This is a genomic window from Rahnella selenatireducens, from assembly GCF_046449555.1.
GTDB lineage: Bacteria > Pseudomonadota > Gammaproteobacteria > Enterobacterales > Enterobacteriaceae > Rahnella > Rahnella selenatireducens.
In genome coordinates this window covers 348,129-362,233 of the sequence record NZ_JBKEZJ010000004.1, presented here as the reverse complement: position 1 = coordinate 362,233, position 14,105 = coordinate 348,129, and the positions used below count along the sequence as shown (strand labels likewise).

Below are 14,105 nucleotides of genomic sequence, written 5' to 3'. Positions count from 1 at the left end.
GTCTTTACCTCTTATGCCAGACGCGGGTTAACTTTTTCTGGATTGATATCGAATTTCTTAATGGCTTCAGCCACTACAGATGTTTCGATTTCGCCGCGTTTAGCCAATTCACCCAGCGCAGCAACCACAACATAGGAAGCATCAACTTCGAAGTGGTGACGCAGGTTTTCGCGGCTGTCTGAACGACCGAAGCCATCCGTACCCAGAACGCGATAATCGCTGGCCGGAACGTAAGTACGAACCTGTTCAGCAAACAGTTTCATGTAGTCAGTAGACGCAACCGCTGGCGCGCCGGTCATCACCTGAGCGATGTACGGAACGCGTGGAGTTTCAGTTGGGTGCAGCATGTTCCAGCGCTCACAGTCCTGACCGTCACGGGCCAGTTCGGTGAAGGAAGTTACGCTGTAAACGTCAGAGCCTACGCCGTAGTCTTTGGACAGGATTTCAGCCGCTTCACGAACGTGACGCAGGATAGAACCGGAGCCCAGAAGCTGTACTTTACCTTTGCTACCTTCCAGAGTTTCTAACTTGTAGATACCCTTACGGATGCCTTCTTCAACGCCTTCCGGCATTGCTGGCATGTGGTAGTTTTCGTTCAGCGTAGTGATGTAGTAATAAACGTTTTCCTGCGCGTCGCCGTACATACGAACCAGACCGTCATGCATGATGACAGCCACTTCGTACGCGTAAGACGGGTCGTAAGAAATACAGTTAGGGATAGTCAGAGACTGAATATGGCTGTGACCATCTTCGTGCTGCAAACCTTCACCGTTCAGGGTCGTACGACCTGAAGTACCGCCGATCAGGAAGCCACGTGCCTGTTGGTCACCCGCTGCCCAGCACAGGTCGCCGATACGCTGGAAACCAAACATGGAGTAGTAGATGTAGAACGGGATCATTGGCAGATCATTGGTGCTGTAAGAAGTCGCTGCAGCCAGCCATGAAGACGCGGCACCCAATTCGTTGATACCTTCCTGCAGGATCTGACCTTTCTCGTCTTCTTTATAGTAAGCAACCTGCTCACGGTCCTGCGGGGTGTACTGCTGGCCGTTCGGGCTGTAAATACCAATCTGACGGAACAGGCCTTCCATACCGAATGTACGCGCTTCATCGGCGATGATCGGGACCAGACGGTCTTTAATGGAGTCGTTTTTCAGCATCACGTTCAGGGCACGAACGAAAGCGATGGTTGTGGAGATTTCTTTCTTCTGCTCTTCCAGCAGTTGAGCGAAATCAGACAACGCAGGCATTTCCAGCTTCTGAGTGAAGTTAGGCAGACGCGTCGGCAGATAGCCTTTCAGCGCAGCACGACGCTCATGCAGGTATTTGTATTCTGCAGAGTCTTTTTCCAGAGTGATGTACGGCAGTTTTTCCAGATTTTCATCGGAAACCGGCACGCTGAAACGATCACGGATATAGCGCACGCCATCCATGTTCATTTTCTTCACCTGGTGAGCTATGTTTTTACCTTCGGCCGCATCACCCATGCCATAACCTTTGATGGTATGCGCAAGGATCACGGTAGGCTGGCCTTTGGTATTTGCCGCTTTGTTCAGTGCAGCAAAGACTTTCTTAGGATCATGACCACCGCGGTTCAATGCCCAGATCTCGTCGTCGGTCATGTCTTTGACCAGTGCCGCAGTTTCCGGGTATTTACCGAAGAAGTGTTCACGAACGTATTTGCCGTCGCGGGACTTGAAGGTCTGGTAGTCGCCGTCCACAGTTTCGTTCATCAGCTGGATCAGTTTGCCGCTGGTATCTTTACGCAGCAGAGCATCCCAACGATCGCCCCAAATCACTTTGATCACGTTCCAGCCAGCGCCTGCAAAGATGCCGTCCAGTTCGTTGATGATTTTGCCGTTGCCGGTTACCGGGCCATCAAGACGCTGCAAGTTACAGTTGATGATGAAGCACAGGTTGTCCAGTTTCTCACGGGTCGCGATGGTGATCGCACCTTTGGATTCTGGTTCGTCCATTTCACCGTCGCCCAGGAACGCGTAAACACGCTGCGCGGAGGTGTCTTTCAGACCGCGGTGTTCCAGGTACTTCAGGAATTTAGCCTGATAGATTGCACCGATCGGGCCCAGACCCATGGAAACGGTCGGGAACTGCCAGAATTCAGGCATCAGTTTAGGGTGCGGATAAGAAGACAGACCTTTACCGTGAACTTCCTGACGGAAATTGTTCATCTGGTCTTCGGTCAGGCGGCCTTCAAGGAAAGCACGCGCGTACACGCCCGGAGAGATGTGGCCCTGGAAGTACACCAGATCGCCGCCGTCGTTCTCGTTACGTGCGCGGAAGAAGTGGTTGAAACACACTTCGTACACGGTCGCAGAAGACTGGAAGGAAGCCATGTGGCCGCCCAGTTCCAGGTCTTTCTTGGAAGCGCGCAGAACGGTCATGATGGCGTTCCAGCGGATTGCGGTACGAATATTACGTTCCAGCTCCAGGTTACCCGGGTATTGCGGTTCGTCTTCAACAGCGATGGTATTGACGTAGTTACGGCTGGCAGCACCAGCAGCGACGCTGACGCCGCCCTTACGCGCTTCACTCAGAACCTGATCGATCAGGAACTGCGCACGCTCAACACCTTCTTCACGGATGACCGATTCGATCGCTTGTAGCCAGTCGCGAGTTTCGATCGGATCCACGTCATTATTTACACGTTCTGACATGGTGCTTTTCCTTATCTGTATCTTATACGTTGGTTTATCTGGAGCCTGTCTTCCTGCGCTCTTGCTTCAAAAGCTCTTCATACTGAACAAAACGCACGAAGACAGGCCCGTCATGTAGTTGCCGTGAGCCCTCAAATGAAGGCTCTTAAAATTAACCCCGAAGGTTAACTTTCATCTTTTCGTTGCTGGAGCCGTCGTAAAGACCGATCCCGCCGGGTGTGTTCCCTGCTGAGATCCAGCAAAACTTCTTCAATGAACGCCAGGTGACGGTGAGATGCGGCACGCGCTATTTCTGGTTCCCGTGCAACAATCGCCTCGAAAATACTGGCGCGGTGGTTGCTTACCGTGGCCAGCATTTCCCGGCGTGAGTAAAGCAATTCAAAGTTCTGTCGAACGTTCTTCTCGAGCATCGGTCCCATACAACGAACCAGATGCAACAGCACAACATTATGCGCTGCTTCTGTTACAGCGACCTGATACTGCATAACCGCATCGGCTTCTGCGTCCAGATCCCCGCTGTCCTGTGCAGTCTGAATGACCACGTGACAATCGCGAATGCGCTGCAAATCTTCCTCTGTGCCACGAAGCGCCGCGTAATACGCAGCGATCCCTTCAAGGGCATGTCGTGTTTCAAGGAGATCGAATTGTGATTCAGGATGGTCGGCCAGTAACTCAGCCAGCGGATCACTCACGCTTTGCCACAGATTACTTTGGACGAAAGTACCACCACCCTGGCGGCGCAGGAGCAGTCCCTTCCCTTCCAGGCTTTGGATAGCCTCTCTGAGAGAAGGTCGCGAAACATCAAACTGTTTGGCCAGTTCGCGCTCTGGCGGAAGCTTTTCCCCGGGTCTCAAGGTGCCTTCGAGGATCAGGAACTCAAGTTGCTGCTCGATCACATCGGATAACTTAGGCTGTCTGATTTTGCTGTAAGCCATAATATGTGTTGTTCTCTGCGAGTAGCGACTCTGTAAGTTGCCGGAGTCAATTGGTAATACCAATTTAAAAAACGTGGCCGTAAAGTAACAAAGTATTCACCTTGTGTCCATATGGTGACCCAGTAAATGCGTCGCCCTCGCACAATTTAACAAATTCTTATCATCTCTCGATTTTTCTCTGCGTCAGATCACATTTTTTAGATCCTGAACAAATTTCCAGTCAATTTGGCTATTTGTTATGCAGACGGTGCATAAACCCCGTGCAAACTTTTGCGCATAACACTATTCTTGCCCGAACGGTAGATGATGCTGCTTTTTAGGCACAATCCAGCCGTAAATAATTAAATACAAAAAGTGTAATTATCGCCTTACATTCTTTCTAACACGCAGAATGTTATGGGTTTTGCCCCAATGACAGAGGACAGGTAAATGGTTGATCAACAACAAGGCGATGAGCTGAAGCGCGGCCTGAAAAACCGTCATATTCAGTTGATCGCGCTGGGTGGGGCTGTCGGGACAGGTCTGTTTCTGGGCAGCGCCTCCGTCATCCAGTCTGCGGGCCCGGGGATTATTCTCGGCTACGCAATCGCTGGTTTTATTGCGTTTTTAATTATGCGCCAGTTAGGCGAAATGGTTGTTGAAGAGCCGGTTGCCGGGTCATTCAGCCATTTTGCCTATAAATATTGGGGCGGATTTGCCGGTTTTGCTTCCGGCTGGAACTACTGGGTGCTTTACGTTCTGGTCGCGATGGCCGAACTGACGGCAGTCGGTAAATACATTCAGTTCTGGTGGCCGGAGATCCCGACCTGGGCTTCAGCGGCGGTCTTCTTCGTGGTGATTAACGCCATCAACCTGACCAATGTCAAAGTATTCGGGGAAATGGAATTCTGGTTTGCCATCATTAAAGTGGTTGCCGTTGTGGCCATGATTCTGTTCGGCGGCTGGTTACTGTTTAGCGACACCGCAGGCCCGCAAGCGACAGTCCGTAACCTGTGGGAGCAAGGCGGTTTCCTGCCCCACGGCATGACAGGGCTGGTGATGATGATGGCAATCATCATGTTCTCGTTCGGCGGTCTTGAGCTGGTCGGTATTACCGCGGCAGAAGCAGATAATCCTGAAGTCAGCATTCCGAAAGCAACCAACCAGGTTATCTATCGCATCCTGATTTTCTATGTGGGCTCACTGGCGGTTCTGCTTTCCCTGATGCCATGGACCCGCGTCGGGCCGGATACCAGCCCGTTTGTCCTGATTTTCCACGATCTGGGTGATGCGCTGGTCGCCAACGCGCTGAACGTCGTGATCCTGACGGCTGCATTGTCGGTCTATAACAGCTGCGTTTACTGCAACAGCCGCATGCTGTTTGGTCTGGCTCAGCAAGGCAACGCGCCAAAAGCCTTGCTTAATGTCGACAAGCGCGGCGTTCCGGTGGCATCAATCCTCGTGTCTGCCGTGACCACTGCACTTTGTGTACTGATTAACTACCTGATGCCGGGTGAAGCTTTCGGTCTGCTGATGGCGCTGGTGGTTTCTGCTCTGGTGATCAACTGGGCGATGATCAGCCTTGCACATATCAAATTCCGTCAGGCAAAACGTCGTGAGGGTGTGGAAACCAAGTTTAAAGCGCTGCTTTATCCGCTGGGTAACTACATCTGCCTGCTGTTCATGGCCGCAATTCTGGTGATTATGGCTATCACGCCGGGCATGGCGATTTCCGTCTGGCTGATCCCGGTCTGGCTGGTGATCCTGGGCGTTGGCTACTGGATTAAAAATCAACAAAGTGGCAAATCGGTTAACGCGTAAGACCCCGGTTTATCATTGTTAAAAACGTAAAGCGCCCCGGCTAAGTTTCACTTACCGGGGCGCTTTGTTATATGCGTCACAGTTTGTCCGACATGACCAAATCGTCCATCTTCACGACTCTTACCTCCTGACTCCTCTTCGCCTCACCAGCCAATACTCAACGCTATCAAACAGTTTTAAAAACTTACCTTTTTAACCAATAGCCGGAGAATATCCATGAAGGAAGGCGCGCTGTCGTTCAAAGAGAAAGTAGCGTACGGAATGGGAGATGCGGGCTGCAATATGATTGGCGGTGCCATCATGCTGTTTCTCAATTATTTCTATACCGACGTTTTCGGCCTCGCCCCGGCGCTGGTCGGCGTATTGCTGCTGTCGGTGCGGGTCATTGACGCCGTCACTGACCCGATAATGGGGGCAATTGCTGACCGAACCACCACCCGCTGGGGCCGTTTCCGCCCCTATTTGTTATGGGTATCGGTGCCCTACGTTCTGTTCAGCGTACTGATGTTCACCACGCCCGAATGGAGCTACAACAGCAAAGTTATCTATGCTTTCATTACCTATTTCCTGATGTCGCTAACCTATACCGCCATAAATATTCCGTACTGCTCGCTCGGCGGCGTGATTACCGCTGACCCGCATGAACGCGTCGCTTGCCAGTCTTACCGCTTCTTTATGGTCGGTATTGCGACATTGATTTTATCTTCCACCCTGCTGCCCATGGCCGATTTTTTCGGTGGCGCGGACAAAGCCAAGGGCTATCAGATGTCGATGGGCGTTATGGCGATCATCGCGTTATTTATGTTCCTGTTCTGTTTCAGTTCTGTGAAAGAACGTATCCAGCCTGCCGTGCCGTCCAAACACGCCTTAAAATCTGACCTGAAAGACGTATGGAAAAACGACCAATGGGTTCGCATTCTGCTGCTGACTTTTTGCAACGTCTGCCCCGGCTTCATCCGCATGGCGGCCACTATGTATTACGTCACGTGGGTGATGGAAAAATCGACGTCATTCGCCAGTATGTTTATCAGCCTTGGAGTGGTTGGCATGATGATTGGCAGTGCGCTGGCGAAACCGCTGACGGACAAATACTGCAAACTGAAAGTCTTCTTCTGGGCCAATATCATCCTGACCATTTTCTCCTGCGGTTTTTATTTCCTCGACCCGCACGCCACGACGCTGATTCTGGTGGCTTACTTTATTCTGAACATCATGCATCAGCTCCCTTCGCCGCTGCACTGGTCGCTGATGGCCGACGTGGATGATTACGGAGAATGGAAAACCGGTAAACGCGTCACCGGGATCAGCTTCTCCGGCAACCTGTTCTTCCTGAAATGTGGCCTGGCCGTGGCGGGTGCGATGGTCGGATTCCTGCTCTCCGCTTATGGCTACAACGCCGGCGCGGCGCAACAAAGTGACCACGCCATCAACGGGATTATGCTGCTGTTTACCGTCATTCCCGGCATAGGTTATCTCATTACGGCTGGAGTTGTACGCCTGCTGAAAGTGGATCGCGAAACCATGCGGACGATCCAGGCAGATCTGGAAATTCGCCGCCGCAACTACCGCGAACTCAATGAATATCATGATGAAAAACAGGCGCAGGAACTTGCCACTGCGCCCCTTCACAGCAAGGAGCTGAAACATGAGTAATTACCCGAATCCGCTGATCGAACAGCGCGCGGATCCGCACATCTGGCTGCACAACGACGGTCACTATTACTTTATTGCTTCGGTTCCGGAATATGACCGGCTCGAAATCCGGCGCTCAGCAACGCTGACGGGGCTGGCCGACGCGCCTGCTAACATTGTCTGGCATAAACCCGATACCGGCCCGATGAGCGCGCTGATCTGGGCACCCGAATTGCATTTCATCAATGGAAAATGGGTTATTTACTACGCCGCTGCACCTTCGCAGGACATTGTTGATGGCTTATTCCAGCACCGCATGTATGCGCTGGTGTGCGAGGATACCGATCCGCTGACAGGGAAATGGAGAGAAAAAGGCCGGATCCAGACGCCAATCGACAGCTTCTCGCTCGATGCAACGCACTTTGAACATCAGGGGAAAAGCTATTATCTGTGGGCGCAAAAAGACCCGGTGATTCGGGGTAACTCTAATTTGTACATCGCCGAAATGGAAAATCCGTGGACGCTGAAATCACCGCCCGTCATGCTCAGCAAACCGGAATTGAACTGGGAAATTATAGGATTTTGGGTAAATGAAGGTCCGGCAGTGATTAAGCACGGCGATAAAATCTTCATTACTTATTCCGCCAGCGCGACCGATGAAAATTACTGTATCGGGCTGCTCTCGGCAGATACCGGCAGCAATCTGCTCGACGCAACTGCATGGCATAAGTCGCCTCGACCGGTATTCACCACACATAAGCAGAACAGGCAGTTTGGTCCCGGTCACAACAGCTTTACGCGCAACGAACAGGGCGAAGACGTGCTGGTTTACCATGCCCGAAATTACACTGAAATTGAGGGTGACCCGCTCTACGACCCGAACCGCCATACGCGGATTAAAACCTTCGTCTGGGGTGAAAACGGGCTGCCAGACTTTGGGGTTCCCGGCCCCGATAACCGGCTGCTGACGTTGCAGAAAAATACTGAACAATAAAAACAAAAAGCCCGGCAACAGAAATCTGCCGGGCTTTTTACATAACCAAATTCAGGTTACATAACCAAATTCAGGCGTGAAATTCAGATCTTAAATCAGTGTGCCGTAAATCGTCAGTACCGCAACGACAACCAGAATTATCATGGTGACCTTGCGCGCCAGACCTACTGCGGCACGAGGCGTTTGTACAGGATCTAAATGCGGATCGCGTGCCAGAGAGAACTGCGCCAGCCGAGTCAGCACCTGATACTGGGAAGAATGAATATCGCCGAGCGAAGCGAACCACGCGGGCAATGCTTTCTCGCCGTGCCCGAGAAGCGCATATGCCGCACCCGCAAGGCGAACAGGGATCCAGTCAAGAACATGCAGCAGGCTGTCGACGCCAGATTGTGAACGTTTGAGTGGCGTCATGTGACGCGCCAGCCAGGTTTGATAACCCCTTAGAACGGCATATCCGCCCAACGCAACAGGTCCGTAAGGCCCGCAGACCACAAACCAGAACAACGGCCCGAGATAATAACGGTAGTTTATCCACAAGAGCGCGTTTTGTAGTTCTCTCAAACGGGCTTCTTCCGTGCAATCACTCGGCAAACCGTGGATCAGCGCCAGTTCTTCCGCCATCTCTTTACAGGCGTCCGCATCACCCTGACGGGCAGATTTCAAATAGGCGCGATAATGTTTGCGCTTGATACCTGCACCGATGCACAGCAGACACAAAATCACCCAGATAACGAGGGACGGCACGCCAAAAAACAGCCCGTGCAGGGCGCGCAAAATAGCCCAGATCACCGCCATCCAGACAATCATAATCGCCAGCGTTTTGACTAAAGAAGTCTGCCGCCCGCGGCGGAAAATGACCTCAAACCGATGATCCAACTGCCAGTGTTCACCCAGTTTAAACAACCGTTCCCAGGCCAGCACCAGCAGCAAAGTAAATAACGTCATCGCCTATCACTCTCTCTACACATTCTTAAAACAAAAAACCGGCGGCCTTTTCACTCACTGGTCAGAAGACTCATTTTGCCCTACCGGCGATGCTAACAGCTTGCGATAAAATGCCCAGTCAAACGCAGGACCGGGATCGGTTTTACGCCCCGGCGCGATATCGCTGTGCCCGGTAATGGCATCCAGACTAATTGGATAGTGCTTAATTAACAAGCCGGTAACGTCGGCAAGACTACGATACTGCGCGTCAGTGAAAGGCACAAAATCGGTACCTTCCAGCTCAATACCAATCGAAAAATCATTGCAACGTTCGCGCCCGTTCCAGACGGAAACACCGGCATGCCAGGCGCGTTTATCAAAAGGAACGTACTGAACAATCTCACCATCGCGGCGGATCAAGCAATGTGCCGCCACACGCAGATGGTGGATCCCTTCAAAGTAAGGATCATCCTGCGGATCCAGCGTACCGGTAAATAATTGATCAATATAAGGGCCGCCGAACTTTCCGGGTGGCAGGCTGATGTTATGGACCACCAGCAAAGAAGGGACCTCGTCGTCAGGACGGAGATCAAAATGGGGGGAAGCGACCTGCCGGGCTCCGGCAATCCAGCCATGTTGTAAGTGCATCAAAGGCCTCAGTGATGTGCTTGTGTGGTACTTATCACAGCAACAGGGTAGCATGTTTTTTTGTCCTTCTTATCCGCCATTTCGGAGTATTTGTATGTCCACACGCAGCTACAGCCCTGAAAGTCGCCGCGCACAGTTACTCGAACGTATTCAGCATGATATCCCTGCCATTGTGACTCAGGCGCTTGGCGAAGACCTCGGGGGCGAGGCCAACGCTGACAATGACTTAACCGCACAGCTTCTGCCGCAGGATAAAGAAGCTAATGCGACGATAATCACTCGCGAAGCCGGTATTTTTTGCGGACAACGCTGGCTGGATGAAGTCTTCCTCCAGCTCGCCGGTGATAACGTCTCAGTAAAATGGCACGTCAAAGACGGCGATGTCGTTTCTGAAAATCAGAAATTGTGTGAACTGACCGGCTCTGCGCGCATGTTGCTGACCGGCGAACGTACTGCACTGAATTTCGTCCAGACGCTCTCGGGCGTGGCAACCGAAGTAAATCACCACGTGAAATTACTCGAAGGCACCAAAACCCGGCTGCTGGACACGCGTAAAACCTTACCCGGGCTGCGTACTGCGCTGAAATACGCTGTCCTGTGCGGTGGCGGAAGCAATCACCGTCTCGGCCTGGCCGATGCATTTCTTATTAAAGAAAACCACATTATTGCCTGTGGCTCGATCAAAGCCGCCGTTGAACGCGCATTGTGGATCCACGCGGATGTTCCTGTTGAAGTGGAAGTAGAATCACTCGACGAACTTCAGCAGGCACTGGATGCCGGTGCTGACATTATCATGCTCGATAACTTCACCGTCCCGATGATGCGTGAAGGCGTGGCACTTACCGCAGGCCGCGCGCTGCTTGAAGTCTCCGGCAATGTCACTGAGGCAACGCTGCGTGAATTTGCGGAAACAGGTGTGGATTATATTTCCGTGGGCGCACTGACTAAGCATGTCCGCGCAATGGATCTCTCGATGCGTTTTAGCTGATCCCATTTCTACGCTGCTACCCCTGAATTCCATTTCAGGGGTAGCACGACTTCCCTTCGGTATATTTCATCTTGCCGCATTACCCTCACACTCATCACTTCTGACTACCAGACTCTTTTTCATTTGTCTTTCATCGCTGCGAGGCATGCCGCAAATGTTTTGATGCTTTTGTCGCCTCCGGAAAAGAGCATGGAAGGCATCCTGGAAAACTCACCAAAGACGCTGGAAGAAAGTTCCTTCCCCATTTAATTTGCTGCCGAGCAACAACCATGCAGCCTCACAAATGGAGAACGCCATGCACCGGCAACAAGGATTTACCCTCATTGAACTGATGGTCGTGATCGCGATTATTGCGATCCTGAGCGCCATCGGCATTCCCGCTTACCAGACTTACATTCAGAAAGCCGCAATGACCGACATGCTGCAAACTATGGTGCCGTATAAAACCGGCGTCGAATTGTGCGTCATTGATACCGGCTCATTAAGCAGCTGCAACGCAGGCAGCGAAGGTATTCCGGCAGCCGCCACCAGCCGTTATGTCAGTAAAACGCAGGTCACCGCAGGCGTGATCTCACTCACCGGCCAGCAGGCCCTTAACGGGCTAAGCGTCGTCATGATCCCGTCCGTGGATGCTCAGGCGGGCGGCATTATCTGGAACCGCACCTGCACCAGCGCCGGTAATGCCGCAATGGTGGAAGCTTGTGAAAGCGTGTTCCGTTTTGATACCACGGGAGCCGCAAAATGACCGATACCCCGCACAATCCTGTTTCACCAACAGATAGAGAAAGGCAGCACAGCGACGCCTCGCTGGACGCCCTTTGTCAGCGTTATAAAGCCATTATTGTGCATCGCGATAAACAGACTCTGCGCATTGCCTGCCATGAAGCCGAGACAGATACAGAAACGCTGAGTAACGTGCTGCGCTTTGCCAGCGGATTGAAAGTTCAGGTAGAGCACTGGCCGCAGGCCAGAATGGAACAATACAAAGGAAACAGCCCGGCGCAAATGAAGCAGGAACCTGCCGCCGGAGGACAATCTTCGTCTTCCGGAGGCGCTGAGGATAATGCGCTAAATGACCAAAGCGATGCACCAGTGGTGAATATCCTCAACCAGATTTTGCGGCAGGCAATCAGCCGCAGGGCGTCGGATATCCATTTTGAACCCTACGAAAACAGTTTCCGCGTACGGGTGAGAATTGACGGCGTGTTGCAAGAAATTCCCGGACCTGAATTTTCAATGGCCGCCGGAGTTTGCGCGCGGTTGAAAATCATGGGGCAACTTAACGTCGCCGAACGTCGCTTACCGCAGGACGGCCAGCTTTCCGTCATCCTGCAAAATCAGCGTTATTCCATGCGCGTCTCTTCCCTGCCCACCCTGCATGGTGAAAAAATTGTTCTGAGGATCCTGCACATGACACAGCAGGATCTGGCGATGTCTCAGTTAGGCTTCACGCTGCGCGATTTGGAATACTTTAAAGCCGCGCTAAAACACCCGCAGGGACTGATCCTCGTAACGGGCCCGACAGGAAGCGGCAAAACGGTGACGCTTTACAGCGGATTGCGTCATCTCAACGCCATTTCACGCAATATCAGCAGCGTCGAGGATCCGGTGGAAATCCCAGTCAGCGGCATCAATCAAACGCAGATCAACAGCAAGACGGACCTCAGTTTTGCCAGCGTCCTGCGGGCATTGTTGCGACAGGATCCGGATGTGATTATGGTCGGCGAAATTCGCGATAGAGAAACGGCCGAGATCGCCGTTAAAGCCGCGCAGACCGGACATCTGGTGCTTTCCACGCTGCATACCAACTCAACGTGCGAAACACTGACCCGGCTACGGCAGATGGGCATTGAAGGTTTCCATATCGCTGCCAGTTTGCGGCTGGTGATCGCCCAAAGGTTGGTGCGAAAACTGTGCCCACACTGCCGGAAGCCACATTTGTCCCTGGTCGTAAACGGGCCGGACGGGAACAGTGGGCCCGCGCCAATGTGGCGGGCATCAGGCTGCAATCAATGCTTTTCCGGCTATTACGGCAGGATGGGGATTTACGAAATACTGAACATCACTCCCCGCCTACAGCAGGCACTGGTGGCCGATGCCAGTGTCAGCGAGCTGAGTAAAATCGCCCGAGAACAGGGGCAAAAGACATTACAGGAAGCGGGAATGTTGCTGGTTGAACAAGGTATCACCTCACTTGAAGAGCTTTATCGGGTGACCGGCGAAGGTCATTGCGCATGAGTGAAACGCCAGTGATCGCTCCAAAATGGCGGCTTTTTCACTGGCAGGCTATTGATACTCAGGGAAGCATTCAACAAGGCGACGCCATTGAGATAAACAAAGACAGCATTTATCAGCAACTTTACGTTGCGGGTTTACAGCCACTGAAGATCATAATGATCAGGCGCCTCACGCCGGGTTATTGGAAAAACCAGGAGCGTATTTCCGTTGTCAGGCAACTCGCTATACTGCTACAGGCCGGATTGCCGCTGGTCAGTAGCCTGGCGTTGCTGGCAAACGAACACCCGAAAGCCGCATGGCGCTGCGTTTTGCTAAACGTAGCGAAAGGTGTCAGAGAAGGCAAACCGTTATCGGCCATGCTGAGCGCATACCCTGACGTTTTCCCGCCGATTTACCGGCAACTCGTTTCTATGGGCGAGCTGACTGGTCAGTTAGACCAATGCTGTTTGCAGCTGTCGGCACAGCAGGAACAACTGACGGAACTGAGAACAAAGGTGAGAAAAGCGTTGCGCTATCCGCTGATCGTCAGTTTCATCGCCACTCTCGTCACACTGTTAATGCTGACGCTGGTTCTGCCGGAGTTTGCAAAAATTTATGCCACATTTGATGCTCAGTTACCCTGGTTTACCCGCATGCTGATCGGCGTATCCGAAGTTCTGATCAGCATAGGCCCGTGGCTGGCAGGTATTTTATCGTTTTGCTGTTTTGGCTATCAGCAAAGACTGCATCCGCATATTCGCTGGAAACTGCGCGAACAAAAACTGCTTCTGCGATTACCACTGATGTCTCGGCTGGTCACTGACAGTTGCCTCAGTCAGGTTTTTCAAACGCTGGCGATGACACAACGCGCCGGAATGACGCTGATTTCCGGGCTGACTGCCGCGTCAGCGTCGACATCCAACCTGCATTTTCAAGCTGCGCTCGAGGTGATTCGCGAAAGAATTATGCAGGGGACGCCCTTACATAAAGCATTTCAGGAATCGTCATTGTTCCCTGTGTTATGTCAGCAACTGATTAAAATCGGTGAGGAATCCGGAACGCTCGATGAGCTGTTGCTTAAGCTGGCGCAGTTGCACAATAACAAGGCAAATTCGCTGGCTGATACTTTATCTCAAACGATTGAGCCGGTACTGATGGCAGTGATGGGGGTGATTGTTGGCGGATTAGTGATTGCGATGTACTTGCCCATTTTCCAGCTGGGATCAGTAATGGAATGACGATAGTGCGGGGGAAATAATTGCGGCGAAAACACGTTTCGCCGCAATTGGCTT

At 52.2% G+C, this 14,105-nt stretch carries 11 protein-coding genes; 7 read left to right on the top strand and 4 right to left on the bottom strand.

What is annotated here, in order from left to right; all coding sequences use genetic code 11:
• Nucleotides 1-11: 11 nt before the first annotated feature.
• Nucleotides 12-2,675, bottom strand: coding sequence for a pyruvate dehydrogenase (acetyl-transferring), homodimeric type (gene aceE, locus ACLBVC_RS09375; protein ID WP_410149375.1), 2,664 nt, complete (start codon nucleotides 2,673-2,675; stop codon nucleotides 12-14).
• Nucleotides 2,676-2,839: 164 nt separating this feature from the next.
• Nucleotides 2,840-3,610: a pyruvate dehydrogenase complex transcriptional repressor PdhR gene (gene pdhR / locus ACLBVC_RS09370; RefSeq protein ID WP_013576986.1), complete on the bottom strand. Its 771-nt coding sequence runs from the start codon at nucleotides 3,608-3,610 to the stop codon at nucleotides 2,840-2,842.
• 429 nt (nucleotides 3,611-4,039) lie between these two features.
• On the opposite strand from pdhR, the gene aroP reads away from it, so the two are divergent.
• The 3 genes from aroP to ACLBVC_RS09355 all read left to right on the top strand — a co-directional run bounded on the left by aroP (nucleotide 4,040) and on the right by ACLBVC_RS09355 (nucleotide 8,036).
• Nucleotides 4,040-5,410, top strand: coding sequence for an aromatic amino acid transporter AroP (gene aroP / locus ACLBVC_RS09365; protein WP_410149374.1), 1,371 nt, complete (start codon nucleotides 4,040-4,042; stop codon nucleotides 5,408-5,410).
• Nucleotides 5,411-5,626: 216 nt separating this feature from the next.
• Nucleotides 5,627-7,063 carry an MFS transporter gene (locus ACLBVC_RS09360; protein WP_410149373.1) on the top strand — a complete coding sequence of 479 codons (1,437 nt, stop codon included), beginning with the start codon at nucleotides 5,627-5,629 and terminating at the stop codon, nucleotides 7,061-7,063.
• Complete coding sequence (locus tag ACLBVC_RS09355; protein WP_410149372.1) at nucleotides 7,056-8,036, top strand: glycoside hydrolase family 43 protein; 981 nt, start codon at nucleotides 7,056-7,058, stop codon at nucleotides 8,034-8,036. Before ACLBVC_RS09360 ends, ACLBVC_RS09355 begins: the two co-directional genes overlap by 8 nt.
• A gap of 90 nt (nucleotides 8,037-8,126) precedes the next feature.
• On the opposite strand, the gene ampE is transcribed toward ACLBVC_RS09355, so the two are convergent.
• Nucleotides 8,127-8,981: a beta-lactamase regulator AmpE gene (gene ampE, locus ACLBVC_RS09350; RefSeq protein ID WP_410149371.1), complete on the bottom strand. Its 855-nt coding sequence runs from the start codon at nucleotides 8,979-8,981 to the stop codon at nucleotides 8,127-8,129.
• A gap of 54 nt (nucleotides 8,982-9,035) precedes the next feature.
• Entirely contained in the window at nucleotides 9,036-9,608 is a 573-nt protein-coding gene (ampD, locus tag ACLBVC_RS09345) for a 1,6-anhydro-N-acetylmuramyl-L-alanine amidase AmpD (protein ID WP_410149370.1), read from the bottom strand.
• A 94-nt stretch (nucleotides 9,609-9,702) separates the two neighbouring features.
• On the opposite strand from ampD, the gene nadC reads away from it, so the two are divergent.
• The 4 genes from nadC to hofC all read left to right on the top strand — a co-directional run bounded on the left by nadC (nucleotide 9,703) and on the right by hofC (nucleotide 14,051).
• Complete coding sequence (nadC, locus tag ACLBVC_RS09340; protein ID WP_410149369.1) at nucleotides 9,703-10,596, top strand: carboxylating nicotinate-nucleotide diphosphorylase; 894 nt, start codon at nucleotides 9,703-9,705, stop codon at nucleotides 10,594-10,596.
• A 295-nt stretch (nucleotides 10,597-10,891) separates the two neighbouring features.
• Entirely contained in the window at nucleotides 10,892-11,341 is a 450-nt protein-coding gene (gene ppdD / locus ACLBVC_RS09335) for a prepilin peptidase-dependent pilin (protein ID WP_410149368.1), read from the top strand.
• Nucleotides 11,338-12,834 carry a type II secretion system protein GspE gene (gspE, locus tag ACLBVC_RS09330; RefSeq protein ID WP_410149367.1) on the top strand — a complete coding sequence of 499 codons (1,497 nt, stop codon included), beginning with the start codon at nucleotides 11,338-11,340 and terminating at the stop codon, nucleotides 12,832-12,834. Before ppdD ends, gspE begins: the two co-directional genes overlap by 4 nt.
• Nucleotides 12,831-14,051 (top strand): protein transport protein HofC, encoded by a 1,221-nt coding sequence (gene hofC, locus ACLBVC_RS09325; RefSeq protein ID WP_410149366.1) that lies wholly within the window; start codon nucleotides 12,831-12,833, stop codon nucleotides 14,049-14,051. The genes gspE and hofC overlap by 4 nt, the downstream gene beginning before the upstream one ends.
• Nucleotides 14,052-14,105 lie beyond the last annotated feature (54 nt).

Bases quoted from the DNA above. Each gene is read 5' to 3' on its own strand.
- gspE (WP_410149367.1), top strand. From the start codon at position 11,338: ATGACCGATACCCCGCACAATCCTGTTTCACCAACAGATAGAGAAAGG.
- ppdD (WP_410149368.1), top strand. From the start codon at position 10,892: ATGCACCGGCAACAAGGATTTACCCTCATTGAACTGATGGTCGTGATC.
- aceE (WP_410149375.1), bottom strand. From the start codon at position 2,675: ATGTCAGAACGTGTAAATAATGACGTGGATCCGATCGAAACTCGCGAC.
- ampD (WP_410149370.1), bottom strand. From the start codon at position 9,608: ATGCACTTACAACATGGCTGGATTGCCGGAGCCCGGCAGGTCGCTTCC.
- pdhR (WP_013576986.1), bottom strand. From the start codon at position 3,610: ATGGCTTACAGCAAAATCAGACAGCCTAAGTTATCCGATGTGATCGAG.
- aroP (WP_410149374.1), top strand. From the start codon at position 4,040: ATGGTTGATCAACAACAAGGCGATGAGCTGAAGCGCGGCCTGAAAAAC.
- ACLBVC_RS09360 (WP_410149373.1), top strand. From the start codon at position 5,627: ATGAAGGAAGGCGCGCTGTCGTTCAAAGAGAAAGTAGCGTACGGAATG.
- nadC (WP_410149369.1), top strand. From the start codon at position 9,703: ATGTCCACACGCAGCTACAGCCCTGAAAGTCGCCGCGCACAGTTACTC.
- ampE (WP_410149371.1), bottom strand. From the start codon at position 8,981: ATGACGTTATTTACTTTGCTGCTGGTGCTGGCCTGGGAACGGTTGTTT.
- hofC (WP_410149366.1), top strand. From the start codon at position 12,831: ATGAGTGAAACGCCAGTGATCGCTCCAAAATGGCGGCTTTTTCACTGG.
- ACLBVC_RS09355 (WP_410149372.1), top strand. From the start codon at position 7,056: ATGAGTAATTACCCGAATCCGCTGATCGAACAGCGCGCGGATCCGCAC.